This window comes from Hydrogenophaga atypica (assembly GCF_042665215.1).
Classification (GTDB): Bacteria; Pseudomonadota; Gammaproteobacteria; order Burkholderiales; family Burkholderiaceae_C; genus Hydrogenophaga; species Hydrogenophaga defluvii_A.
Genome location: NZ_JBHTCA010000002.1, coordinates 414,261 through 437,028 on the forward strand (window position 1 = coordinate 414,261; position 22,768 = coordinate 437,028).

General features: G+C 67.7%; 23 protein-coding genes. 17 read left to right on the top strand and 6 right to left on the bottom strand.

What is annotated here, in order from left to right:
- The first annotated feature begins 5 nt into the window (after positions 1 to 5).
- The 11 genes from ACFQPB_RS04380 to ACFQPB_RS04430 all read left to right on the top strand — a co-directional run bounded on the left by ACFQPB_RS04380 (position 6) and on the right by ACFQPB_RS04430 (position 11,703).
- Complete coding sequence (locus ACFQPB_RS04380; protein WP_382220057.1) at positions 6 to 1,298, top strand: 3-isopropylmalate dehydratase large subunit; 1,293 nt, start codon at positions 6 to 8, stop codon at positions 1,296 to 1,298.
- A complete protein-coding gene (locus ACFQPB_RS04385; RefSeq protein ID WP_382201338.1) occupies positions 1,295 to 1,795 on the top strand; it encodes a LeuD/DmdB family oxidoreductase small subunit in 501 nt (166 codons plus the stop codon). The genes ACFQPB_RS04380 and ACFQPB_RS04385 overlap by 4 nt, the downstream gene beginning before the upstream one ends.
- Positions 1,792 to 3,195 carry an FAD-dependent oxidoreductase gene (locus tag ACFQPB_RS04390; RefSeq protein ID WP_382220059.1) on the top strand — a complete coding sequence of 468 codons (1,404 nt, stop codon included), beginning with the start codon at positions 1,792 to 1,794 and terminating at the stop codon, positions 3,193 to 3,195. Before ACFQPB_RS04385 ends, ACFQPB_RS04390 begins: the two co-directional genes overlap by 4 nt.
- 10 nt (positions 3,196 to 3,205) lie before the next feature.
- A complete protein-coding gene (locus tag ACFQPB_RS04395; protein ID WP_382220061.1) occupies positions 3,206 to 4,075 on the top strand; it encodes an isocitrate lyase/PEP mutase family protein in 870 nt (289 codons plus the stop codon).
- Between the two features lie 7 nt (positions 4,076 to 4,082).
- The gene (locus ACFQPB_RS04400) at positions 4,083 to 4,373 is read left to right on the top strand and encodes a muconolactone Delta-isomerase (protein WP_382220063.1); all 291 of its coding nucleotides are present in this window, start codon (positions 4,083 to 4,085) and stop codon (positions 4,371 to 4,373) included.
- Between the two features lie 96 nt (positions 4,374 to 4,469).
- A complete protein-coding gene (locus tag ACFQPB_RS04405) occupies positions 4,470 to 6,047 on the top strand; it encodes an MFS transporter (RefSeq protein WP_382220065.1) in 1,578 nt (525 codons plus the stop codon).
- Between the two features lie 115 nt (positions 6,048 to 6,162).
- Positions 6,163 to 7,380 (top strand): CaiB/BaiF CoA transferase family protein, encoded by a 1,218-nt coding sequence (locus ACFQPB_RS04410; RefSeq protein ID WP_382220067.1) that lies wholly within the window; start codon positions 6,163 to 6,165, stop codon positions 7,378 to 7,380.
- Positions 7,381 to 7,399: 19 nt separating this feature from the next.
- On the top strand, positions 7,400 to 8,173 hold the full coding sequence (locus ACFQPB_RS04415) for an enoyl-CoA hydratase-related protein (RefSeq protein WP_382220069.1): 774 nt from the start codon (positions 7,400 to 7,402) through the stop codon (positions 8,171 to 8,173).
- The gene (locus tag ACFQPB_RS04420; RefSeq protein WP_382220071.1) at positions 8,170 to 9,942 is read left to right on the top strand and encodes an acyclic terpene utilization AtuA family protein; all 1,773 of its coding nucleotides are present in this window, start codon (positions 8,170 to 8,172) and stop codon (positions 9,940 to 9,942) included. The genes ACFQPB_RS04415 and ACFQPB_RS04420 overlap by 4 nt, the downstream gene beginning before the upstream one ends.
- A 13-nt stretch (positions 9,943 to 9,955) precedes the next feature.
- A complete protein-coding gene (locus ACFQPB_RS04425; RefSeq protein WP_382220073.1) occupies positions 9,956 to 10,924 on the top strand; it encodes a Bug family tripartite tricarboxylate transporter substrate binding protein in 969 nt (322 codons plus the stop codon).
- The gene (locus tag ACFQPB_RS04430) at positions 10,921 to 11,703 is read left to right on the top strand and encodes a GntR family transcriptional regulator (RefSeq protein ID WP_382220075.1); all 783 of its coding nucleotides are present in this window, start codon (positions 10,921 to 10,923) and stop codon (positions 11,701 to 11,703) included. Before ACFQPB_RS04425 ends, ACFQPB_RS04430 begins: the two co-directional genes overlap by 4 nt.
- 3 nt (positions 11,704 to 11,706) lie before the next feature.
- Here the strand turns inward: ACFQPB_RS04430 and ACFQPB_RS04435 are convergent, their stop codons facing one another.
- Positions 11,707 to 11,868: a pirin-like C-terminal cupin domain-containing protein gene (locus ACFQPB_RS04435; protein WP_382201358.1), complete on the bottom strand. Its 162-nt coding sequence runs from the start codon at positions 11,866 to 11,868 to the stop codon at positions 11,707 to 11,709.
- A gap of 202 nt (positions 11,869 to 12,070) precedes the next feature.
- Positions 12,071 to 12,484, bottom strand: a complete 414-nt coding sequence (locus tag ACFQPB_RS04440; protein WP_382201361.1) for a hypothetical protein — start codon at positions 12,482 to 12,484, stop codon at positions 12,071 to 12,073.
- Positions 12,485 to 12,695: 211 nt separating this feature from the next.
- Between ACFQPB_RS04440 and ACFQPB_RS04445 the strand changes: the two genes are divergently transcribed.
- The 3 genes from ACFQPB_RS04445 (at position 12,696) to ACFQPB_RS04455 (ending at position 14,819) form a co-directional block, all read left to right on the top strand.
- Positions 12,696 to 13,631, top strand: coding sequence for a LysR family transcriptional regulator (locus ACFQPB_RS04445; RefSeq protein WP_382201363.1), 936 nt, complete (start codon positions 12,696 to 12,698; stop codon positions 13,629 to 13,631).
- Positions 13,632 to 13,777: 146 nt separating this feature from the next.
- Positions 13,778 to 14,431: a trimeric intracellular cation channel family protein gene (locus ACFQPB_RS04450; RefSeq protein ID WP_382220077.1), complete on the top strand. Its 654-nt coding sequence runs from the start codon at positions 13,778 to 13,780 to the stop codon at positions 14,429 to 14,431.
- Positions 14,432 to 14,441: 10 nt separating this feature from the next.
- Entirely contained in the window at positions 14,442 to 14,819 is a 378-nt protein-coding gene (locus tag ACFQPB_RS04455; protein ID WP_382220079.1) for a SirB2 family protein, read from the top strand.
- Here ACFQPB_RS04455 and ACFQPB_RS04460 read toward each other — a convergent pair.
- From ACFQPB_RS04460 to ACFQPB_RS04475, 4 genes are all read right to left on the bottom strand, one after another.
- Positions 14,800 to 15,819, bottom strand: a complete 1,020-nt coding sequence (locus ACFQPB_RS04460) for an HD-GYP domain-containing protein (protein ID WP_382220081.1) — start codon at positions 15,817 to 15,819, stop codon at positions 14,800 to 14,802. The genes ACFQPB_RS04455 and ACFQPB_RS04460 overlap by 20 nt on opposite strands.
- A gap of 19 nt (positions 15,820 to 15,838) precedes the next feature.
- A complete protein-coding gene (locus ACFQPB_RS04465) occupies positions 15,839 to 17,641 on the bottom strand; it encodes an ATP-binding protein (protein WP_382220083.1) in 1,803 nt (600 codons plus the stop codon).
- Positions 17,642 to 17,739: 98 nt separating this feature from the next.
- Entirely contained in the window at positions 17,740 to 19,536 is a 1,797-nt protein-coding gene (locus ACFQPB_RS04470) for a diguanylate cyclase domain-containing protein (protein WP_382220085.1), read from the bottom strand.
- A gap of 8 nt (positions 19,537 to 19,544) precedes the next feature.
- Entirely contained in the window at positions 19,545 to 19,925 is a 381-nt protein-coding gene (locus ACFQPB_RS04475; protein ID WP_382220087.1) for a rhodanese-like domain-containing protein, read from the bottom strand.
- A gap of 86 nt (positions 19,926 to 20,011) precedes the next feature.
- On the opposite strand from ACFQPB_RS04475, the gene ACFQPB_RS04480 reads away from it, so the two are divergent.
- The 3 genes from ACFQPB_RS04480 (at position 20,012) to ACFQPB_RS04490 (ending at position 22,741) form a co-directional block, all read left to right on the top strand.
- Positions 20,012 to 21,352, top strand: coding sequence for an acyclic terpene utilization AtuA family protein (locus ACFQPB_RS04480; RefSeq protein ID WP_382220089.1), 1,341 nt, complete (start codon positions 20,012 to 20,014; stop codon positions 21,350 to 21,352).
- Positions 21,349 to 21,690: an AtuA-related protein gene (locus tag ACFQPB_RS04485; protein WP_382220091.1), complete on the top strand. Its 342-nt coding sequence runs from the start codon at positions 21,349 to 21,351 to the stop codon at positions 21,688 to 21,690. The genes ACFQPB_RS04480 and ACFQPB_RS04485 overlap by 4 nt, the downstream gene beginning before the upstream one ends.
- Before the next feature lie 76 nt (positions 21,691 to 21,766).
- Positions 21,767 to 22,741 carry a Bug family tripartite tricarboxylate transporter substrate binding protein gene (locus tag ACFQPB_RS04490; RefSeq protein WP_382220093.1) on the top strand — a complete coding sequence of 325 codons (975 nt, stop codon included), beginning with the start codon at positions 21,767 to 21,769 and terminating at the stop codon, positions 22,739 to 22,741.
- Positions 22,742 to 22,768 lie beyond the last annotated feature (27 nt).

The window sequence follows — 22,768 nt, forward strand, 5'->3', positions numbered from 1 at the left end:
CTCTCATGAACACCCCACGGCGGCCGGCCCAGACGCTGGCCCAGAAACTCATTGCCAAAGCCTGTGGCCGCGACCATGTGGCCACCGGTGAGATCGTGAGCTGCAAAGTCGATCTGGCCATGTTCCACGACTCGTCCGGCCCGCGCCGCCTCAAGCCCATGCTGGAGGAGCTGGGCGCACAGATCTGGGACAAGAACCGCGTGGTGCTGGTGATGGACCACTACGTGCCCGAGCAGGACGACGACTCGCGCCGCATCGTGCGCATCGCGCGCGACTGGGCCGCCGAGCAGCGCCTGCCGCACGTGTACGACAGCCAGGGCATTTGCCATGTGGTGCTGCCGCAAAGAGGACACCTGCGCCCCGGCATGTTCTGCGTCGGTGGCGACTCGCATTCGCCCACCGGCGGTGCGTTTGGCGCCTACATGTTCGGCATCGGCAGCACCGAAATGCTGGGCGTGGTGGTGACCGGCGAGCTCTGGGTGCGCGTGCCGCAGACCTACCGCATGTGGTGGGACGGCCGCCTGCCCGCGGGCGTGAGCGCCAAGGACATGATGCTGCACATGATTGGCCGCTTTGGCATGAACGGCGGCGCCTACCAAGCGGTGGAATTTGGCGGGCCGGCCGTGATCGCGCTGTCGATGCAGGAGCGCATGACGCTCTCGAACATGAGCGCCGAACTGGGCGCCCAGGCCGGGCTGATCGCACCCGACGACGTCACCCGCGACTGGCTGCTGGGCACCGGCGTGCCAGCCGACGCCATCGACACCACGCCCTGGTTCACCGACGACGACGTGGGCGAAGCCGACGCACGCACCTGGCGCTTTGATGCCAGCACGCTGGCGCCCCAGGTGGCCGCGCCCCACAGCCCGGCCAACACGCACCCGGTCGGCCATTTCGATGACGTTGCCGTGCAGGTGGCCTACATCGGCGCCTGCACCGGTGCCAAGCTAGACGACCTGCGCGCCGCAGCCCACGTGTTTCGCGGCCAGCGCGTGGCCAGCGGGGTGCGCCTGATGGTGGCACCGGCCAGCCAGCAAGACCAGCAACAGGCTGAGGCCGAAGGCGTGATGGGCGTGCTGCGCGAGGCCGGCGCCGAACTGCTGCCCACCGCCTGCGGCGCCTGTTCGGGCTACGGCGGCAACATACCGGACGGCGCCAACGTGATCGCCACCACCGCGCGCAACTTCAAGGGCCGCATGGGCTCGGCCACCGCGCAGGTGTACCTGGCTTCGCCCTACACCGTGGCGGCGTCCGCTCTGCGCGGGCGCATCGCCGACCCCCGCGAGGTGATGGCATGAACACGGCACACAAGGTATGGAAGCTCGGCGCCGACATCGACACCGACCAGCTCGCGCCCGGCGCTTACATGAAGCTGGGCATTGAAGGCATTGCGCCGCATTGCCTTGAAGGTGTGCGGCCTGAATTTGCAGCGCAAGTGCAGCCGGGTGACGTGATCGCGGCCGGGCCCAACTTCGGCATCGGCTCCTCGCGCGAACAAGCTGTGGGCGCGCTGGTGAAGCTGGGCGTCAAGGCGGTGATTGCGCCTTCGTTCAGCGGGCTGTATTTCCGCAATGCGTTCAACCTGGGCCTGCTGCTGCTGACCTGCGCTGAGGCCGAACAACTGCAGGAAGGCGAACAGGTGGCGCTGGACCTGCAGCACCTGCCCGACATCCGCGTGCTGCGCGCCAACGGCAGCCGCCTGCCGTGCGAACCCATTCCAGGCTTCCTGCTCGACATGGTCGAGGCCGGCGGCCTGCTCAACCAACTCCGACAGCGACTGCAAACCCCCGCATGACCCAGGACACGACTTCTGCCCCGCGCGTGGTGCGCGCCACCACCATGCCCGCCGATGCGCCCGAGGTGGCCGTGGCCATCGTCGGCGCTGGCGCCTGCGGCCTGACCACCGCCATCCGCCTGCGCCAGGCCGGCATCGACTGTGTGTTGCTGGAGCGCGACGCGCTGCCCAGCGGCTCGACCGCGCTGTCCTCGGGGCTGATCCCGGCGGCGGGCACGCGGCTGCAACAGTCGCTGGGCATTGATGATTCGCTGGCGATGCTGGCCGAGGACATCATCACCAAGACCGATGGCGAGGCGCCCGCACACCTGGTGCAGGCCTACGTGGCCGCGGTGCCGCAGGCGCTGGACACGCTGGAGTCGCTGGGCATTGCGTTTGAGGTACAGGACGGTTTTTTGTACCCCGGTCACCGCGTGCGGCGCATGCACGGCGTGCCCGAACACACCGGTGCTGCGCTGATGGCGGCGCTGGAGCGCACCGCCACCGGCCTGGGCGCCGACCTGCTGACCGAAGCGCTGGTGCGCGAGGTCTGGGCCGATGACAACGACCGCGTGATCGGCGTGGGCTATCAGCGCCCAGACGGCAGCCTCGAGCACCTGGCCTGCCGCGCGGTGGTGCTGGCCTGCAACGGCTTTGGCGGCAACGCCGACATGGTGCGCGAACTGCTGCCCCCGATGGCCGATGCCGCTTTCGGCGGCCATGTGGGCAACGACGGCAGCGCCATCGCCTGGGGCCGCGGCCTCGGCGCGGCGCTCGCCGACCTGCACGGCTACCAGGGCCACGGCTCGTGGATCACACCGCAGGGCGCGTTGATGAGCTGGGCCACCATCATGGAAGGCGGCATCCAGGTCAATGCGCGGGGCGAGCGTTTTCAGGACGAGTCACAGGGCTACTCGGAAGCGGCCGTGCACGTGCTGCACCAGCCCGGCAGCGTGGCCTGGGAGGTGTTTGACGAAGCGCTGCTGCCGCTGACCCGCAGCTTCCCGGACTTCGTTCCGGCCGAAGCCGCCGGCGCCCTCAAGCGCGCCGACGACGTGGCTCAGCTCGCGGCGATCATTGGCTGCGACGAGGCCACGCTGCAAGCCACGCTGGACTGCGTGGACCCGGCCCGGCCCGATCCGCTGGGGCGCCGGTTCAAGCGCCGCCTGCAAGCGCCCTATTACGTGGTCAAGGTCACCGGCGCGCTGTTCCACACCCAGGGCGGCCTCGACATCGACGCCCATTGCCGCGTGCGCCGCGCCGATGGCTCGGTGCTGCCCAACCTGCTGGCCGCGGGCGGTGCGGCGCGCGGTGTCTCGGGCAACGACGCCTGGGGCTACCTGGCCGGCAACGGGCTGCTCAGCGCCGTGGGCGGCGGCTGGGTGGCGGCCACCACGCTCATTGAACAACTCCAGGCCTGATGCCAACGCCATGAACACCCCCACCCCTTTCAAACAACGCCTCCAACAACCCGGCGCAGTGCTGGCCCCGGGCATCTACGACGCCTTCACCGCTCTGGTGGCCGAGCAGGCCGGCTTTGAGGCCCTGTACCTTTCGGGTGCCTCCATCGCCTACACGCGCCTGGGCCGCTCCGACATCGGCCTGACCACCGCCACCGAGGTGGCCGACACGCTGGCGCGCATTACCGAGCGGGTGCGCACACCGGTGATCGTGGATGCCGACACCGGCTTTGGCAACGCGCTCAACACCCAGCGCACCGTGCGCGCCTTCGAGCGCGCAGGCGCCGCGATGATTCAGCTCGAAGACCAGACCTTCCCAAAACGCTGCGGCCACCTGGACGGCAAGGGCGTGGTGCCCGTGGCCGAGATGTGCGGCAAGCTGCGCGCCGCGCTGGATGCGCGCCAGTCGGACCAGACACTCATCCTCGCACGCACCGACGCGGTGGCAGTGGAAGGCTTTGATGCCGCGATGGAACGCGCCGAGGCCTACTTGGCCTGCGGCGTGGACGCGCTGTTCATCGAAGCCGTTCGCAGCCGCGAGCAGATGGACGCCGCCTGCGGCCGTTTTGCCCACCGCATCCCGATGCTGGCCAACATGGTCGAAGGCGGCAAGACGCCGGTGCAGAGCGCCGACCTGCTGGGCGAGATCGGCTACCGCATCGTCATCTTCCCCGGCGGTACCGCTCGCGCCGTGGCGCACACCCTGCGCCGCTACTACGGCAGCCTGCACCAGCACCGCACCACCGCACCCTTCAAGGACGAAATGCTGGACTTCGACCAGCTCAACGAGCTGATCGGCACGCCCGAGTTGTTGGCGCTGGGTAAAACCTACGAAAGCTGAGGCAAGCATGGAATTTCTGGTGCACATCGAAATTGAGTGGCCACCCGGGAACGACCCTAAGCTCAAGGAAGAAATTTTTGCCGCCGAGTTGCTGCAAGGCCAGAAGCTGGCACGCGACGGCAAGCTCAAGCGCTTGTGGCGCATCCCTGGCCGATGGGCCAACTGGAGCCTGTACGACGTGGCCGACGCCACCGAACTGCACGCCTGCCTGACCTCGCTGCCGCTGTACCCGTGGATGAATATCCAGGTCCACGCTTTGGCCGAGCACCCCAACGATCCGCGGGCGCTGGGTCTCTGAAGGGGCACCTGACCACCAATCTGGCTGCCGGTCCACGGCGCCCGGCAATTTTCAGTTTGATCGAATGGCGGCGGCTGGCCGATGAATAATCAGGCCATGTCCACCGCCACGTCCATCTGGAGCCCCCTGCGCCAACCCGCCTTCCGAGGCCTGTGGTTGTGTGGCGCCGCCTTCTTCATCGGCAACGGCATGCAGGCCATGGTGGCGGCCTGGCTGATGATGGAACTCAGCGGCTCGTCGTTCCTGGCCGCGCTGGTACAGACCGCCGTGTTCCTGCCCATGTTTGTGCTTGCATTGCCGGCCGGCGTACTGGCCGACACCACCGACCGCCGCCGCCTCATCAGCATCTCGCTGGTGGCGCAACTGGTGGCCAGCGCCCTGTTGGCCGTGTTGGCCCTGGGGCACTGGGGTGGGCCGGCTTCGGTTCTGTTCCTGGTGTTTGTTTGCGGCTGCTGCCTGGCCATGCTCACGCCGGCCTGGAACTCCTCGGTGGTGGACCCGGTGCCGCGCGAGGAATGGCCGCAAGCCATCACCGTCATCAGCATCGCTTACAACGCCGCACGCGCTGTCGGTCCCACGCTGGCCGGCCTCATGTTCACCCGCTTGGGGGCGGGCTGGGTGTTTCTGGTCACGGTGCTCACCACCGCACTCATGTGGGAAGCCACCCGCCGCTGGCCACCCAAACCCCACCCGCCCAGCCGCCTGCCGGCCGAGCGCCTGTGGGGTGGCACGCTCAGCGGGCTGCGCTTCGCCTGGCACTCGCGCATCATCCTGGCGCAGCTGGTGCGCGTGATGGCCTATGGCGCGGCGGGTTCGGCCCTGTGGGCGCTGTTGCCCACCATTGCCCAGCGCATGGGCACCGGCGCCGAGGGCTTTGGCCTGCTGATGGGCTGCATGGGTTCCGGCGCGGTGATGGCTGGCATGGTGGCGGGCCGCTTGCGCGCCCGCTTCTCGCTCGACCGCATCGTCATCGTGACCGTCGTGGTGTTTGCGCTGGTGCTCACACTGTCGGCGCTGGTGCGTGTGCCCTGGCTGATCTACCTGGCCATGGGCGCCGGTGGTGCGGCATGGATGACCTCCATGTCCATCTTCAACAGCGCCACCCAGGCCAGCGCGCCGCCCTGGGTGCGCTCGCGCGCCGTGGCCTTGCACATGGTGGCCGCTCTGGGCGCCTACGCCATGGGTTCGGCCTTTTGGGGCGCGGTGTCCGACATCCTCGGGCTGAACACCGCCCTGCTGAGCGCCGCCGCCCTCATGGCCGCCGGCCTGCTGCTGGTCAAACCCTTCCCGCTGCGTGTGGGCGATACACACGAGGTGACCCAGAGCACGCCCTGGGACGAACTCTTCATCGAAGCCGAACCTGCGCCCGAGGCCGGCCCCATCGCGGTAGAGATCAGCTACCGCATACGCCCCGGCACCGACGAAGCCTTTCTGGACGCCGCAGCCCGCCTGCGCGCACCCCGCAAACGCGACGGCGCCACCTTCTGGCGCATCTACAAAGACCTGGGCCAACCCGCGCGCTACACCGAACGCTTCATCGTCGAGTCCTGGGCCGACTACCTGCACCAGCGCGCCCGCGCCACCGTGGCCGACCAGTCACTCGAAGCCCAGTTGCGCGCCTTTCTGGCCGAGGGTGAGAGTGCGAAGATGACGCACTACATTGCGGAGCGGTGAGACGCCGATCTCGCTGGGCCTTGGAGCCTGGCTCGGGTTTCCCCTAAAGCGCGAGTTCCCCAGCGCCTCATAACATGCACCCATTAAACCTATTGATAGGTTTTTAGGTGCAGCATTGAAACCCTCAGAACCACCCCGCGCCGGCCCACTCTCAGGCGTGCGCGTCATCGACATGACGGCCGTGTTCATGGGCCCGTCGGCCACGCAGATGCTGGCCGACCTGGGGGCCGACGTGATCAAGGTCGAAGCGCCGGGCGGCGATGTGATTCGCGGCATTGGCCCGCAAGGCGCGCAAGGTTTGGGGCCGCTCTTCCTGGGGTTGAACCGCAACAAGCGCAGTGTGGTGCTGGACGTGAAACACCCCGAGGGCAAACAGGCTTTGCTGGACCTGCTGGCCGACGCCGACGTCTTGACCTACAACGTGCGCCCGCCCGCCATGCGCCGCCTGGGGCTGGACTTTGAAACGCTGGCGGCGTTGTACCCGCAGCTCATCTATGTGGGCATGTTCGGCTTCTCCGAACGCGGCCGCTACGCTGGCAACGCGGCCTTTGACGACCTGATCCAGGCGGCCTGTGCCCTGCCCCAGGCCGTGGCCCTGGGCAGCGGCGACGTGCCACGTTACGTGCCCTTCACCCTGGCCGACCGCATGGTGGGACAACACGCCTTCGGTGTGATCTGCGCGGCGCTGTACGCCCGCGAACAAACCGGCGTGGGCCAACGGGTGGACGTGCCGATGTTCGAAACGCTGCTGCCGCAGGTGCTGGGCGACCACCTGTACGGCCAGACCTTTGTGCCGGCCCAGGGTGGTTTTGGCTACCCACGCCTGCTGTCGCCCGAACGCCGGCCCTACGCCACGCGCGATGGCCATGTGTGTTGCCTGATTTACACCGACCAGCAGTGGCGCCAGTTCCTCAACGCCATCGGCCAGCCCGAGGCCTTTGACACCGACCCGCGCCTGGCCAACATCGGCACCCGCACCCGCCACATCACCGAGCTGTACCAGTGGGTATCAGACGAAATCGCGCAGCGCAGCACGGCCGAGCTCCAGGCGCTGCTGAGCGGCACCGACATCCCGGTGTTTCCCATGCACACCTTTGAGTCGGTGCTGGGCGACCCCCACCTGCAAGACATCGGCTTCTTCAATGAGCTTGAACACCCGCAAGTGGGCGCGGTGCGCAACACCGCCGTGCCGAGCGAGTGGTCGGGCACACCACCCGGCCCGGCCACGCCGGCGCCGCGCGCGGGTGAACACAGCCGCAGCGTGCTGCGCGAGGCCGGATTTGACGACACGCGCATCAACGCCCTGCTGGCCAGCGGCGCACTGCGCGAATGACTTCTTGACAAGGACAACCATGAGCAACATCCCCGAACTGCAGGAAGAACAACGCGGCGACGTGTTGTGGCTGACCATCCAACGCGAAGAACGCCGCAACGCGATGAATGCGACCGTGCTGAACGGTATCGGCGCGGCCATCGCCCGTGTCAACCAGACACGCGAGGCGCGGGCCATCGTCATCACCGGCGCGGGCAGCAAGGCCTTTTGTGCCGGGGCCGATTTGCAGACCGGCAGTTCGTTCAAGTTCGACTACTCAGAGCCACACCAAGGCTTTGCGAATGTGCTGCGGCAGGCGCGCGCCAGCAACGTGCCGCTGATCGCCCGCGTCAACGGCGCCTGCATGGCCGGTGGCATGGGCCTCATGGGCATGTGCGATTTGGTGGTGGCCGCACGCCACGCCATTTTTGGTCTGCCCGAGGTCAAGGTGGGCGTGTTCCCGGCCCAGGTGCTCAGCGTGCTGGGCGATCTGTTGCCCCGGCGTGTGCTCAACGAACTGTGCCTCACGGGCGAACCGTTCAGCGCGGAACGCGCGTTGAACGTTGGCCTGATCAACGGCGTGTCCGACGACGTGGACGAGGCGCTGGAAACCGTGCTGAACAAGTTGCTCGACAAATCGCCTGCCGCCATCCGGCGCGGCCTCTACACGCTCAAACACACCGAGCACATGAGTTTCGAACAATCGATGGCCTTCACCGAAAGCCAGATTGCGCTGTTTGCGTTGACCGAGGACGCCGCCGAAGGCCAGGCCGCTTTCCGCGAAAAACGACAACCCAACTGGAGTGGCCGATGAGCAAAGTGGTACGCATAGGCGGCGCCAGCGGCTTCTGGGGCGACAGCGCCGTGGGCGCCCCACAGCTCGTGCGCAGTGGCCAGATCGACTACCTGGTGTTCGACTACCTGGCCGAACTCACCATGTCGCTGCTGGCCGGCGCGCGCCTGAAGAAGCCGGAGCTGGGCTACGCCACCGACTTCGTGACGGTGGCCATGAAACAAGTTCTCAAAGACGTGGTGGATCAGGGCATACGTGTGGTCAGCAACGCCGGTGGCGTGAACCCACAAGGCTGCGCTGACGCGTTGGCGGCGTTGGCTGCCGAGCAAGGTGTGGCGCTGAAAATCGCGGTCGTCACCGGCGATGACCTGATGCCCCAGGTGGGCGCACTGCGCGAAGCCCAGCCACCCGTGCGCGAGCTTCAAAGCGGCGCGCCGTTGCCCGAAAAGCTGGTCAGCGCCAACGCCTACCTGGGTGCCCTGCCGGTCAAGGCCGCGCTCGATGCGGGCGCGCAGGTGGTCATCACCGGGCGCTGCGTGGATTCGGCCGTGACCTTGGGCGTGCTGATGCACGAATTCGGTTGGGCACCCGAGCAGCACGACCTGCTGGCCGCCGGCGCGCTGGCCGGCCACATCATCGAATGTGGCGCCCAGGGCACGGGCGGCCTGCACACCGACTGGGACCGTGTGCCCGACTGGGCACACATCGGCTACCCCATCGTGGAATGCGAGGCCAACGGCGCCTTCACGGTGACCAAACCCACGGGCACCGGCGGCCTGGTGGTGCCCGCCGTGGTGGCCGAGCAAATGTTGTACGAGATTGGCGACCCCGCCGCCTACCTGCTGCCCGACGTGGTGTGCGACTTCACCCAGGTGCACACGGCGCAGACCGGCGAACACCGCGTGCGCGTGGAAGGTGCGCGCGGCCAGCCACCCACCCCGTTTTACAAGGTCAGCGCCACGCACATGGCGGGCTTCCGTTGTTCGGCGCAGCTCACCATCGTCGGCATCGACGCCGTGGCCAAGGCGCGCCGCACGGGCGAAGCCATCCTGATCCGCACCGGTGAAATGCTGACCGCGCTGGGCCTGGGCGCCTTCAAGGAACACCACCTGGAGGTGCTGGGCGCCGAGTCCTGCTACGGCCCACACGCGCGCCACGCCGACACGCGCGAGGCCATCCTGCGCCTGACCGTGACCCACCGCAGCAAAGAGGCGCTGGAACTGTTTGCGCGCGAAATCGCACCGGCCGGCACCTCGTGGTCGCCCGGCACCACGGGCGCGGCCGGGCGGCCCTCGGTGTCACCCTCTATCCGGCAGTACGCGTTCCTGGTGGACAAGGCGCGTGTCACGCCGCAGGTGCATCTCGATGGCGAAATGATCGCCGTGACGGTGCCCGCCGGCACCCCCATCACACCGCCCGAACCCACACACAACAGCCACACACTCGACGCCGGCGCCGACGCGGTGGACGTGCCCCTGGTGCGCCTGGCCTGGGCGCGCAGCGGCGACAAGGGCGACACCTCCAACATCGGCGTGATTGCGCGACGGCCCGAGTTGCTGCCGCTGCTGCGCGCGCAGCTCACACCTCAGCGTGTGGCGCAGTGGCTGGCCCACCTTGTGCAGGGGCCGGTCGTGCGCTTCGAAGTGCCGGGCATCCACGCCTTCAACTTCGTGTGCGAACAGGCGCTGGGTGGCGGAGGCATGGCCTCGCTGCGCAACGACCCGCTGGGCAAAGGCATGGCCCAGATCCTTCTTTCCATGCCCATACGTGTTCCGCCCAACCTGCTGTAAGGAGACAAGCCCCATGGACCGCCGCCAAACCCTCGCTGCCCTGCTCGCCAGCACGCTTGCGCCCGCCACCTCGTGGGCGCAGGACTTTCCCAGCAAACCCATCAAGCTGATCGTGGCCTTTGGCGCCGGCAGCGGCAACGACCTGATCGCGCGCGAGTTGTCCAAACACATGAGCGAGTCCCTGGGCCAGCCGGTGGTGGTGGAAAACCGCCCTGGCGGAGGCGGCTCGGTAGGCACCGACGCGGTGGCCAAGGCGCCTGCCGACGGTTACACCATCGGCCTGGGCACCAGCTCTCAGATGGTGATGAACGTGGGCCTGTACAAAACGCTGCCCTTCGACGTGGAGCGCGATCTGCGAAGCATCGGCCTGGTGGCACGCACCGGCATGATCCTGGTGGCCAGCAGCAAGATGCCGCCCACGTTGGCCGGGCTCATGGCCCAGGCCAAGGCACAACCGGGCAAGATCACCTACGGCTCGGGCGGGCCGGGTTCCATCAGCCACATCGTGGGCGAGGCCTTTGCCAAGGCGGCAGGCATTTCGTTGCTGCACGTGCCCTACAAGGGCAACGGCCCGGCGTTGGCCGACCTGGCCGGCGGCCACGTGGACCTGCTGTTCGACGGTTTCCTCGCCACCAACCCGCTGGTGCAACAAGGCAAGGCGCATATCCTCGCGCTCTCGGCGCCCCAGCGCAGTGCCATGGGCCCACAGGTGCCCACCTTTGCTGAGGCCGGTTTGCCCGACTACCAGGCCTACACCTGGAACAACCTGTTCGCGCCCGCCGCCACGCCGCAGCCGGTGATCGACCGCCTCAACCGCGCGCTCAACCAGGCCCTGGCGCAACCGGGTTTGTTGCAACGGCTGGCGCAAGGCGGCTCCGAGGCCCTGGGCCCCAGCACGCCCACCGATGCCGACAGCTTTGGCCAGCGCGAACGCGCGCGCTGGGTGCCTTTTGTGCGCGCCATGAACATCGAGACCTCATGAAAACGGCGGTGGACGCCGGTGTGGCGCAGTACGCGCAACTGGCCAGTGTGCTGCGCCACCAGATCGCCCAAGGCGAAATCCCCGCAGGCTCCCGTCTGCCCACCGTGGCCGAGCTGGCCGAGGCCCACGGCGTGGCCCGCATCACCGCGCGCCAGGCCTACGGCGTGCTCGCGCGCGAAGGTCTGGTGCACAGCGCGCGTGGGCGCGGCACCTTTGTGGCCGACGCGCCCACGCAGCGTGGCGCCGGGCTGGACGCCCACCTGCGCGCGGCCATCAACGACCCCGCCGCTGCCGAGCTGCGCATCGACCTGATCGAGCAACAACGCCGCCAACCGCTGCCGGCCGATCTGCTGGGCCCTTTCAAGCCTTGCGCCAGCTACGACATGGTGAAGAAGCGCCACATCCACCAGGGTGAGCCCTTCTGCCTGATCGAAATGCACGTGGACAGCAGCGTGCGCGCGCTGTTTCCACGTGGCGCTGAAAAACGCCACAAGATCGCTTGGCTGATCAACCAGCACGCGCCCGGCCGGCTGCACGAGGTGCAACAGACGCTGAGCGTGGCCCCGGCCGACCTGCCACTGTCGCGCGCGCTCGACTGCCCCTTCGGCACACCGGTGCTGCAGATGACGCGCCGTGTGCTCGACCGCCAAGGCCAGGTGGTGCTGGCCGGTCGCTTCTGGTACCGGGGCGACCGCTTCGTGATGGACCAGTCCATCCCCTTCGACGTGTGGTTGCACCACCCCGGCATGGTCATCCCCGACTACCATCGCGGGCCATGACACTCAACCCGCTGGTTGCCCAAGCGCCCGGCGCAAAAAATCACTCAGCGCCTGCCAGATCTCCTGCTGCGTGTTCATCACGAACGGGCCGTACTGCACGATGGGCTCTTGCAGCTGCTGGCCCGCGATCAGCAACAACCAGGTCTCGGAGCTGGCGGTGATCACCACCCCATCGGCCGCAGCGCCGTTTGGCCAGCAACGCCATGTGTTGTGCCGGCACCTGCTGCAACACCAGGCCGTGCGCATGCTGGATGGAAAACGATAAAACGGCGCCCCACAAACACGAACGGCGCCGGGGATGACCGGCGCCGTGGGTGTGGCGAGGGCACGGCGGGATCACCCCCGTGCCTCAAAACACAAGTGCGGATTACAGCTGGGTGGCAGTTGCCGTACCGGCCACGCGGCTGGCGCGCTCGGCCTGGGGGTATTGCGAGGGATACAGTTCATTGAGCTTGACGCCAGCGTCGCCGCTTTGAACGATGTCGCCGCTGCGCACAGCGCGGAAGTATTCGGCACGCACCTGCTCGCGGGTGGTGTTGGTCTGGGCCACCACCGGCGCTGCCAGGCGGCTGGCGCGGTCGCCGCTGGCCACCACTTCGCCGGCAGCGGCGGCACGCAGGTACTCGGCGCGAACGGCGTCGCGGGTCTGATTGCTGGTGGCGGCAAAGTGTTGGGCCAGACCCACGCCACGGTCGCCGCCTTCAACAGCCATGGCATGGCCGGCACCCAGTGCGGCAAAAGACAAAACGATGGCAGAGGTGATTTTCGAAGTCATGTTCATGGTATTTCCTAGAAGGTTGAGGGTGTTTCCTTCGGGCTTGATCCGCCGGTACAGCGTCTGGTTGCCCGTTGCTCGGTGAGTCGCGCTGGTGTTTGCCTCATCGATGGGGTGTACTTTATTACCGTTTTATTTCGAGATAAATATCCACATTTTCAATTTTCTATTGTTGATTTTGAAATAATAGAGACCTTGAAAAACCGAAAGCCCTCCCATGGACCGACTCCAAAGCCTGCGCGCCTTCCAGAAAGTGGTGGATGAAGGCGGCTTTGCGGCCGCCGCGCGCGCCCTGGACATGGCCCCCGCCGGCGTCACCCGCCTGGTGGCCGACCTCGAAGAACACCTGGGCACACGGCTGCTGCAGCGAACCACGCGCCGGGTTTCGCTGACCGATGCCGGTGATGCACTGCTCAAGCGCAGCCGGCACATCCTGCAGGATGTAGACGAGGCCTTTGCGGTCACGCAGTCGCACACCTCGGAGCTGTCGGGTGTGTTGCGCGTGCTGGCGCCTCCGGTGCTGGCAGTCAACATCGTGGCTCCGCTGGTGGCAGGCTTTCGCGCCCAGTACCCGCGCATCACCATCGACCTGCACGTCGAAACCGCCTACGAGCTGTCGGTCGAGGACCACGACATCACCCTGGTGGGCTCCACCGATCAGTTGGGCGAGCAGGTGGTGGCGCGGCATGTGGCCTCCAGCGAGGCGGTGGTCTGCGCCTCGGCCAGCTACATCGCCCAACACGGCGCGCCCCAAACCCCCGAAGACCTGGCGCTACACCAATGCCTGCGGCTGCGCACGCCGGGTGCGCGCTTGGCGCCGTGGCGGCTGATGCACCCGCTAGAAGGCGACCGGGTGGTGGAACAGGAGGTGAGCCCGGCCTTTCTGGCCGACCACACCGACACCCTGCTGCGCGCCACGCTGGAGGGCGCGGGCATCAGTTCGCAGCCCATCGAACTGATTGCCGAACACCTTTGCAACGGCGACCTGGTGCGCGTGTTGTCGCCCTGGATCACGGCCCGCCTGGAGCTCTATGCCGCCCTGCCCAGCCGCAAGTTCATGCCGGCGCGCAGCCGCGCGTTTCTGGACCACCTGGTCACCCAGATGCGCCAGCGCATTGCGCTGGCGCAGAAGCTGGGCTGCGGCGAGGGCTGAACAGAGCGCTGAAGTGGACGCGGATCAGGCCGACAAAAGCACGGCCTTGTTGGGCTCGCCACACTCGGCCGACTCGCCGCTGGCGCGCGCACTTGACGGCCCCTTCACCACCCCGGCATGGTCATCCCCGACTACCATCGGGCCGTATGACGCTGAACCCGCTGGTCACCCAGACGCTGACAACCGCACAGATCGCCATCGAGATCGCGGCCACGGCGGCCTTTGCGCTCTCCGGCATCCTGGAAGCCGTGCGCAAAAAGCTGGACGTGGTCGGCATGACGGTGGTGGCTTTTCTGGCGGCCTTCGGCGGTGGCACGCTGCGCGACGTGCTGCTCGACCGCCGGCCCTTCTTCTGGGTCGAGCACAGTTGGTACGTGTGGGCGGTGCTGGGCCTGTGTGTGGCGACAGGCGCGTGGCTGCGTGGCCACCACCTTGCGCTCACCGAACGCGCCATGCAGTGGCCCGATGCCTTGGGCTTGGGCCTGTTTGCGGCCAGCGGCACACAGATCGCGCTGGCCGCCCACATGCCCCCGCTCATCGCGGTGCTGATGGGCGTGATGACGGCCGTGTTTGGTGGTGTGCTGCGCGACGTGGTGTGCAACGAAATCCCCTCGGCCTTCCACGGCCACCAGCCCTACGCAGTGTGCGCGTTTGCCGGCGGCTGGGTGGTGGTGGCGTGCTACTTTCTCGCGCTGGACAGTGGCATCGCCCTGGCCCTGGGTGCGTCGGCCGCCAGCGGCCTGCGCCTGCTGGCCATGTGGCGCGACTGGCGGCTGCCGGACCTGCGCATCCACCGTTGAAACCTGCACGATGAGCTACCTGGCGTTGCGCCACCTGCACCTCACCTGTGTGGTGGTGTCGGTCACGCTGTTTGTGCTGCGCGGTGGCTTGGGGCTGTGGGGCGTGGACTGGCGGCGCCGCTGGCCGGTGCTGCGCTGGCTGCCCCATGCCAACGACAGCGTGCTGATGGCGGCCGGCGTGGGGCTGATGGTGTGGAGCGCCCAGTACCCCGGCGCCCAGCACCCCTGGCTGGCGGCCAAGCTGGTGCTGTTGCTGGTCTACATCGTGGCGGGCAAACAAGCCCTGCGCGCCGGCATGCCGGCCAAACACCAAACCCCGTGGTTTGCGCTGGCCCTGGTCTGCGTGGGCAGCATGGTGACGTTGGCGCTCACGCGCTGGGGTGGTTGAGCGGCTCGCCGAATTCGGCCGCCACCGCCGCCACCTGCGGCAGCAGGCCCAGGAACACGGCCACCAGGCTCGGATCGAAATGCCGGCCCGCCTCCTGGCGCAGCAGGCCCAGTGCCTCGTCGAAGGTCCAGGCACGTTTGTAAGGTCGCACGCTGGTGAGTGCGTCGAACACATCGGCGATCGCCACAATGCGCGCTTCCAGCGGAATGGCCTCGCCGGCCAGGCCGAAGGGGTAGCCACTGCCATCCCACTTTTCGTGGTGGTAGAGCGCGATGCGGTGGGCCATGGCCAACATGCCGTCCTGGTGCTGGCCAATGATGCGGGCGCCAATTTCGGGGTGCTGGCGCATCACCAGCAGCTCGTCCTCGTCCAGCCGCCCCGGCTTGCGCAGAATGGCGTCCGGGATGCCGATCTTGCCCACGTCGTGCATGGGCGCGGCACTGAACAGGTCTTCGAGCAAAACCTTGGGCATGCCCAGCGCCTGACCAATCAGGCGCGAGTAGTGGCTCATGCGCACCACGTGCAGGCCGGTTTCGTTGTCCTTGAATTCCGCCGCTGCGCCCAGGCATTGCACCACCTGCTGGCGGGTGGCCAGCAGCACCTCGGCACGCACCAGCGAGAGCTGGGTTTTGATGCGCGCGCGCACCACCGGGTTGCTGAAGGGCTTGGTAATGTAGTCCACCGCCCCCAGTGCAAAGCCCCGGGTTTCGTCGGTCTCGTCGCTGAGCGCGGTCACGAAGATCACCGGGATGTGGCGTGTGGCGTCGCTCGCCTTGAGGCGTTCGCACACCTCGTGGCCGGTCATGCCCGGCATCATCACGTCGAGCAGGATGAGGTCGGGCAAAGCGCTGGTGGCCAGCTCCAGCGCCCGCGCGCCGTCCTTGGCGATCAGCAAGCGGTAGTCGTCCTGCAGGATTTGCTGCAACAGCCTGAGGTTGACCGCTTCGTCATCCACGAGCAGCAACAGCTTGCGGGCGTCTTGTTCTGCTGGCGCAACCATGTGCATCTCCGTGTGAACGTCAGGTCTGCGGCTGCTGGGTCAGCCAAGCACGCAAGTCTGCCAGGGCCAGCTCGGCGCGGTCAAATTCGAAGTTGTCCAGCGCTTTGGCCGCCGCCTGCCAACTGGCCTGCCCGACGCCGGCCCCCAGGGCGTCCTTGAGCACCTCGACCTGGCGCAGCGGGGCTTCGCCGCGTTGCAAGGTGCTCACCACCTGGTCGATGGCAGCCAGCGCGTCGACGACACGAGGCGGCGCGCCCAGCACGTCCAGCGCCTGGTTCTGTGGGGGCGCCAGCAAGGGCAACACCGCCTGCTCGGTGCGGTCCAGCAGGGGGCCGAGTTCGGCGGCAAAGGCCTGGGCGTGCGCGATGTCGCCATGCCGCAAGGCGTGTTCGACGATGGCGAGCAACTGGCTCAGGGCCTGCAAGCCCAGCGTGGCGGCACTGCCGCGCAGGGCGTGCACCGGGGCCACGGCGGCGCTCAGGTCGTTGTTGCCCAAGGCGGCCAAAATGTTGGCGCGGTGCCCCGGCAGGTGCTCCACAAACAGCGTCAGGCCATCGACCCAGACATCGCGCATGTCGCCCCAAATCTCCAGCGCCTCGGCCTCGTTCACCAGCGGCAGGTCTTCGGCCAAAAAAACCGATGGGGTGCTCTCGGCCGCCGCCGCTGCCGCTGCATGGCGCAGCGGCAGGCGCACGGTGAACACGCTGCCCTCGCCGGGGGTGCTGCGCACGCCCACGTCGCCGCCCATGAGGGTGGCCAGTTGTTTGCACAAGGCGGTGCCCAGGCCGGTACCGCCAAATCGGCGGTCCAGCGAAGCATCGCCCTGTGTGAAAGGTTCAAACAGGCGGGCCAGTTGGTCGGGCGCCATGCCCGGCCCGGTGTCGCTGACCTCGAAACACAACTGACCATCCAGCACCTGCGCGCGCAGCTGCACCTGCCCGGTCGCAGTGAACTTGATCGCGTTGTCCAACAGGTTGCTCAGGATCTGCCCCACCCGCACGGCATCGCCATGCACGCGTTGGGGCACGGCGGGCCGCACCTGGACCGACAAGGTCAGGCCCTTGGCCTGGGCGATGGCACCAAAGTCGTGGCGCAGGCCGTTGAGCAGTTCGTGCAGGTCGTGGTCTTTCTCCTCCAGCTGCAGCTTGCCTTTTTCCAGGCGCGCCACGTCCAGGATGTCGTTGAGCAGGCGCAGCAGGCTGCGTGCGGCGTTTTGCACCGTGACGAGGTGGCCGCGTTGCACCTCGTTCAGCGGCGTGTCCATGAGCAGGCTGGTGAAACCCAGCACGGCGTTCATGGGTGTGCGCAGTTCGTGGCTCATGGTGGCCAGGAAGGCGGAGCGTGTGGCGGCCATCTGCTCAGCGCGCTCGCGCGCCTGCTCCAACTCGGCCCGGACGCGGCGGTAGCCCACATCGCGGGCGATCTTGGACACACCCACCACCTGCCCCGCATCGTCGCGCATGGGCGACACGTTGATGGACACCTCGACCAGGCTGCCGTCCTTGCGCCGCCGGGTGGCTTCGTAGTTGGGCACGACCTCGCCCTTGCGCACCCGGCTCAGCAGCCGGCTCTCGGCCGCGTGGTCTTGCGGCAGCAGCAGCAGCAGCTGGATGTGGCGGCCGATGGCCTCCTGTGCGCTGTAGCCGTACAGGCGCTCGGCGCCCGGGTTCCACGACTCGATCATGCCGTCGAGCGACTGCGCCACGATGGCGTCGTTGGAGCCGGCGATCAACGCGCGCGCCAACTGCAACTCGCGCTCCCGTTGCACGCGAAGCGGATCGTCTGCCGAAGCCGGCTCAGGCGTGGGAGGGGAATCTGGCATGGGGGCGGGCGGGCCGGACCACCCGGCACAAACCGAAAATGTAATAAATTATCAATTTATTGTCAATTTCAAGTTCAAATTGGCATATTTTTGCCACATCAAACCGGCGCCGGCTGGGCCCGCACCAGCCGCTGTTTGCCCGCCTGCTTGCCGGCGTACATGGCGGCATCGGCGCGTCTGAGGAGGTCCACCGCGTCGTGGCCGTCCACCGGCGCCAGCGCATAACCGGCAGTCAGGCCCACCCGCACCGGCGCGCCCACCACCTCGAAGGCGGGCACAAAGGCGTCGCACAGCTTGAGGCCCAGCTCGTGGGCGCTGCGCTCGTCGGGCAAGCCGTGGGCCACCAGCACAAATTCGTCGCCGCCCACACGGGCCACCAGATCGCTGCTGCGGATGTGGGCGCGCAGGCGTTGCGCCACCGCCACCAGCAGCTCGTCGCCCACATCGTGGCCGAAGCGGTCGTTGACGGGTTTGAAACCGTCTAGGTCCAGCACGTACACGGCCACCAGCCGGCCAGGGTTGGCGTGGGGCAACACCTCGGCCAGCGCCGCATTGAGCCCACGCCGGTTGGGCAGCCCGGTGAGGGGGTCGGTATGGGCCAGCGAGGCCATCACGCCCAGGTCGTGCCGCGCCTGGTGGGCGGCCTGCGCCATGGCGTGGGTGCGCAACCCGAGCACGCGCATGAACAGCAACATGTCCAGCGTGGCACTGAACTGGAAGGCGTGCTGGGTCCAGAAATTCACCGGCATCCAGCCGCGAATGACGCCAATCATCACCGCCGTGCCCAGCCCGTACACCGCCCAGGCCAGCAGCAGGGTCAGGCCGACCTGATCGCCCGCACGGGCGAGACGAAAAGCCCCGCGCAGCCCCATGAGCGCGGGCACCACGCCCAGCACGCTCATGACCGCGGTGACCACCTTCAGCGGCAGCAGCCCGAACACATAGGCGAGCGCCACGGCCCCACACAAGACCGCCCCACCGCGCATGGCCAGGCGCCACCAGCGGGCCTGACCCAACCCGCGCAGCGTGTGTTCGATGAACAGAAACGAGCCTGCCGCCGCCGCCAGCGCCGCCACCCCAGAGGCATAGACCTCCACCCCAGGCCAGGCGCCCCACACGTACTGGCGACCCACGCCGAACATGTGCAGCGAAAACGCCAGGCTGCCACTCAACAGCAACCCGTATTTGAGGAACAGGCTGTCGCGCAAGGAAAGCCATTGCGCCAGGCTGTAGCAGAGCAGGCACAGGGCCAGGCCGGTGAGCAGGCCCTGGAGCATCTGCTCGTCGAGCGCGCGGGCATAAAACACCGCCGGGCGGCTCAGCGTCATGGGCAGCACCATGGCGCCGCTGGTCTGCACTTGCAGCCAGAGGTCGTACTGGCCTTCGCTCAGGGTGAGCTGGGTGGTCGGTGAGCGCGCGGGTTGCCGCCGTTCATCGCGTGGGATGCGGCTGCCGATCTTGTCTTGCGCCACCACCATGTCGTTGCGCACGAGGTACACCGACACCTGGTTCAGCGGCGGGTAGTCGATGTCCAGCACCCACACGCCCTCGGCGCCGGGCAACACACGCAGCGGCAGGTGCAGCCACACCGGCTCCGGCTGCAGGCCCAGCGTGGCATTGGTGCCTGGCATGGGCACAAAGTTGTCGCGCAACAGGCTGGCCTGCGTCCAGTCGCGCAAGGGCGTGTCGCCCTGGTAGCGGCGCAGCGCCGGCCACACGGCGACCGAAGGCGCGCTGGGCCCAAGCACCAGTTCGGCCGGAGGCCCTTGCACCGACGGCGTCGGGGTTTGTGCCACGGCCGACGCCGCCACACCCCACAGCGCGGCCCCCAGGCACCACCCCACCACCCAGGCCAGCCACCGGGCAGGCAACAAGCGCAAGCGCGGCACCAGCACAGACGGGCTCAATCGAAGGACGGCGGCACCGGCCGCTGCACCGGCTTGCCTGCCGCCAGCCAGGCGTCAAAGCCCCCGGCCAGCGACACCACGTTCAGGTAACCCATGTCGGCCATGGCGCAAGCGGCCAGGGCGGCACGGCCACTGGTCTTGCAGTACAGCACCACCTTCTGGTCGCGCGCGGCCAGGGCCGGCGTGCCGCTGAGCTTGAACTCCAGCAAACCGCGCGAGATGTGGACCGCGCCGGGCAGGTGGCCGGCCGCGTATTCGTCGGCCTCGCGCACGTCGATCAGCACATCGGCCTCGCGGATGGCCTGCTCCGCCTGCTCCAGCGGCACTTCGATGACTCGGCTTTTGGCGGCAACCACCAGATCGTGGGCAGACTTCATGTGGATCTCCAATGTTTTTTTGACATTCTAGGTGGGCAGGCACAATGCCGGTGCATACCCCCATAGGCACACCCAGAGGACGCCCCATGACCCTGCGCATTGGCGCGGGCGCCGGTTTTGCCGGCGACCGCATCGCCCCCGCCCGCGACCTGGCCGAGCGTGGCCGGCTCGACTTCATCGCCTTCGAATGCCTGGCCGAACGCACCCTGGCCTACGGCCACCTGCAACGCGCGGCCGACCCGGACAAGGGTTTTCACACCGCGCTCGACAAACGCCTGGGCGCGGTGCTGCCGGCCTGTGTGCAACACGGCACCACCATCGTCACCAACATGGGCGTGGCCAACCCGCGCGCGGCCGGGCACGCCGCCCAGGCACTGGCGCAGCGGCTGGGCCTGAAGATCCGCATCGCGGTGGTCACGGGCGATGACGTGACCACGCAGGTGAACGGCGACACCTGGCTGCCCGAGATGGGCAAGACCTTGCGCGAGCACGGCCAGCGCGTGGTTGGCGCCAACGCCTACCTCGGCATCGATGCCCTGTTGCCCGCGCTCGACGAGCAGCCGCACCTGGTGATCACGGGACGTGTGGCCGATCCCTCGCTGTTTCTGGCGCCGCTGGTGCACCGCCTGGGCTGGGCGCGCGACGACTGGGCGCGCCTGGGCGCAGGCACGGCCGTGGGGCATTTGCTGGAGTGCAGCATGCAGGTGACCGGTGGCTACTTTGCCGACCCGCCGCACAAGATGGTGCCGAACATCGCGCAGCTGGGTTTTCCGCTGGCCGAGGTGGCGGCCGATGGCAGCGCGGTCATCACCAAACTCGACGGCACCGGCGGCCTGGTGAGCGAGCTGACCGTGAAGGAGCAACTGATGTACGAGGTGCACGACCCGGCCGCCTACCTCACACCCGATGTGGCGGCCGACTTTTCCACCGCGCGCATCGCGCAGGTCGGTGCCGACCGCGTGGCCGTGCGCGGCGTGGGCGGGCGCGAACGGCCGCGCCAGCTCAAGGCCATCGTCGGCTTTGACGGCGGTTTTCTGGTCGAGGGCGAGATCAGCTACGCCGGCCCGGGTGCCGCCGCCCGCGCGCAGCTGGCGGCCGAGATCGTGCGCGAACGCATGGCCCAGGTGCATGGCAACACCGAGCCGCTGCGGCTGGACCTCATCGGCCTCAACGCCCTGCATGGCACGGCCATGAACGGCCTGCCCGCCCACGCCGCCTTGTGCACCGACGTGCGCCTGCGGGCGGCGCTGCGCACCCCCTCGCGCGCCATGGCCGAGAACCTGCTCGAAGAGGTGGAAAGCCTGTGGCTGGGCGGCCCGGCCGGCGGCGGTGGCTACCGGGGCCACATCACGCCCTCGGTGACCACCCAACCCATGTACGTGGACCGCGAGGCGATCGCGCTCAACATCGAGGTGCTGACATCATGACCCACACACACACCGTGGCCCTGCGCGAGATTGCAGGCGCGCGCTCCGGCGACAAAGGCAACATCTCCAACGTGTGCGTGTGGGTGTACGAGCCACACCACTATGAAGCGGTCAAGGCCGCGCTCACCGTGGAACGCCTGAAGGCCACGCACCCCAGCTTGTGGCGCGGTGCCATCGAGCGCTTTGAGCTGCCCCACCTGCACGGCATCAACTTCGTGTTCCACGAGGCGCTGGAGGGCGGCGTCAACGCGTCGCTCAACCTCGACGCCCACGGCAAGTCATTTGGCTTTCTGCTGCTGGCGATGGCCATCACCATCGGCGATGGGCCTCCGCACTAACCATGAGAGCACACACGTTCGGCAGCCACTACACTCAAATGTGAATTTTTCACCAAAAACACACGGAGACACACGCATGCCCCAGTTGACCCGCCGCCTCGCCATGGCCACCGCCGTTGCAGCCTGTTTCGCTGCACCACTGGCCCAGGCCCAGAGCTACCCCAGCAAACCCATCCGGGTGGTGGTGCCCTTTGCCCCTGGCAGCGCCACCGACCAGATCGGTCGCGCCTTCATGGCCAAGGTCTCCGAGACCCTGGGACAGACCGTGGTGGTGGAGAACAAGCCGGGCGTCAACGGCATGCTGGGTGCGGCCGACGTGGCCAAGGCCGCGCCCGATGGCTACACCTTTTTGCTGGGCACCAACAGCACCAACGCGGCACTCAAGTTCCTGATGAAACAACTGCCCTACGACCAGGACACCGCGTTTGCGCCGGTGGCCTACGTGGGCTCGGTGCCGTTGATGGTCGCGGTCAACAACGACGTGCCGGCCAAGACCCTGAAGGAGCTGATCGACCTCGCCAAGGCCAAGCCCGGCCAGGTCAGCGTGGCCTACGCCAGCACCTCGCAACAGGTCAGCTCGGCCGTGCTGGCCAGCATGACCGGCGTGCAGTTCAACAACATCCCCTACAAAAGCGGCCCCACCGCCATGACCGACCTGATCGGCGGCCAGGTGATGGTGTTCACCGCCGACTTTGGCGTCACCGTGCCCCAGCACAAAGGCGGCAAAATCCGTGGCCTGGCCGTGACCTCGACCAAACGCGCCGCCGCCGTGCCCGACCTGCCCACCGTCAACGAGGCCCTGGGCCTCAAGGACTACGAACTGACCGCCTACTTTGCGGTGTTCGCCCCCGCCGGCACCCCGGCCGAGGCCATCAACAAGATGAACGCGGCCGTCAACGCCGCAGCGAACAGCAAAGACATCCAGGACAAGTTCGCCCCCAACGGCTTCGCCATCGACCCCGGCACGCCGGCGCAACTGGCCGAGCGCAACAAGATGGAAACGGTCAAGTGGGAAAAAGCCATCCGCGAAGCCAAGATCGAACCGCAATAAGCCGCGAGCCTCTTGCAACGAACAACC

Excerpts from the sequence above, each read along its gene's own strand:
- ACFQPB_RS04380 (WP_382220057.1), top strand. The coding sequence starts at position 6 with ATGAACACCCCACGGCGGCCGGCCCAGACGCTGGCCCAGAAACTCATT.
- ACFQPB_RS04385 (WP_382201338.1), top strand. The coding sequence starts at position 1,295 with ATGAACACGGCACACAAGGTATGGAAGCTCGGCGCCGACATCGACACC.
- ACFQPB_RS04390 (WP_382220059.1), top strand. The coding sequence starts at position 1,792 with ATGACCCAGGACACGACTTCTGCCCCGCGCGTGGTGCGCGCCACCACC.
- ACFQPB_RS04395 (WP_382220061.1), top strand. The coding sequence starts at position 3,206 with ATGAACACCCCCACCCCTTTCAAACAACGCCTCCAACAACCCGGCGCA.
- ACFQPB_RS04400 (WP_382220063.1), top strand. The coding sequence starts at position 4,083 with ATGGAATTTCTGGTGCACATCGAAATTGAGTGGCCACCCGGGAACGAC.
- ACFQPB_RS04405 (WP_382220065.1), top strand. The coding sequence starts at position 4,470 with ATGTCCACCGCCACGTCCATCTGGAGCCCCCTGCGCCAACCCGCCTTC.
- ACFQPB_RS04415 (WP_382220069.1), top strand. The coding sequence starts at position 7,400 with ATGAGCAACATCCCCGAACTGCAGGAAGAACAACGCGGCGACGTGTTG.
- ACFQPB_RS04420 (WP_382220071.1), top strand. The coding sequence starts at position 8,170 with ATGAGCAAAGTGGTACGCATAGGCGGCGCCAGCGGCTTCTGGGGCGAC.
- ACFQPB_RS04425 (WP_382220073.1), top strand. The coding sequence starts at position 9,956 with ATGGACCGCCGCCAAACCCTCGCTGCCCTGCTCGCCAGCACGCTTGCG.
- ACFQPB_RS04430 (WP_382220075.1), top strand. The coding sequence starts at position 10,921 with ATGAAAACGGCGGTGGACGCCGGTGTGGCGCAGTACGCGCAACTGGCC.
- ACFQPB_RS04440 (WP_382201361.1), bottom strand. The coding sequence starts at position 12,484 with ATGAACATGACTTCGAAAATCACCTCTGCCATCGTTTTGTCTTTTGCC.
- ACFQPB_RS04445 (WP_382201363.1), top strand. The coding sequence starts at position 12,696 with ATGGACCGACTCCAAAGCCTGCGCGCCTTCCAGAAAGTGGTGGATGAA.
- ACFQPB_RS04450 (WP_382220077.1), top strand. The coding sequence starts at position 13,778 with ATGACGCTGAACCCGCTGGTCACCCAGACGCTGACAACCGCACAGATC.
- ACFQPB_RS04455 (WP_382220079.1), top strand. The coding sequence starts at position 14,442 with ATGAGCTACCTGGCGTTGCGCCACCTGCACCTCACCTGTGTGGTGGTG.
- ACFQPB_RS04460 (WP_382220081.1), bottom strand. The coding sequence starts at position 15,819 with ATGGTTGCGCCAGCAGAACAAGACGCCCGCAAGCTGTTGCTGCTCGTG.
- ACFQPB_RS04465 (WP_382220083.1), bottom strand. The coding sequence starts at position 17,641 with ATGCCAGATTCCCCTCCCACGCCTGAGCCGGCTTCGGCAGACGATCCG.
- ACFQPB_RS04475 (WP_382220087.1), bottom strand. The coding sequence starts at position 19,925 with ATGAAGTCTGCCCACGATCTGGTGGTTGCCGCCAAAAGCCGAGTCATC.
- ACFQPB_RS04480 (WP_382220089.1), top strand. The coding sequence starts at position 20,012 with ATGACCCTGCGCATTGGCGCGGGCGCCGGTTTTGCCGGCGACCGCATC.
- ACFQPB_RS04485 (WP_382220091.1), top strand. The coding sequence starts at position 21,349 with ATGACCCACACACACACCGTGGCCCTGCGCGAGATTGCAGGCGCGCGC.
- ACFQPB_RS04490 (WP_382220093.1), top strand. The coding sequence starts at position 21,767 with ATGCCCCAGTTGACCCGCCGCCTCGCCATGGCCACCGCCGTTGCAGCC.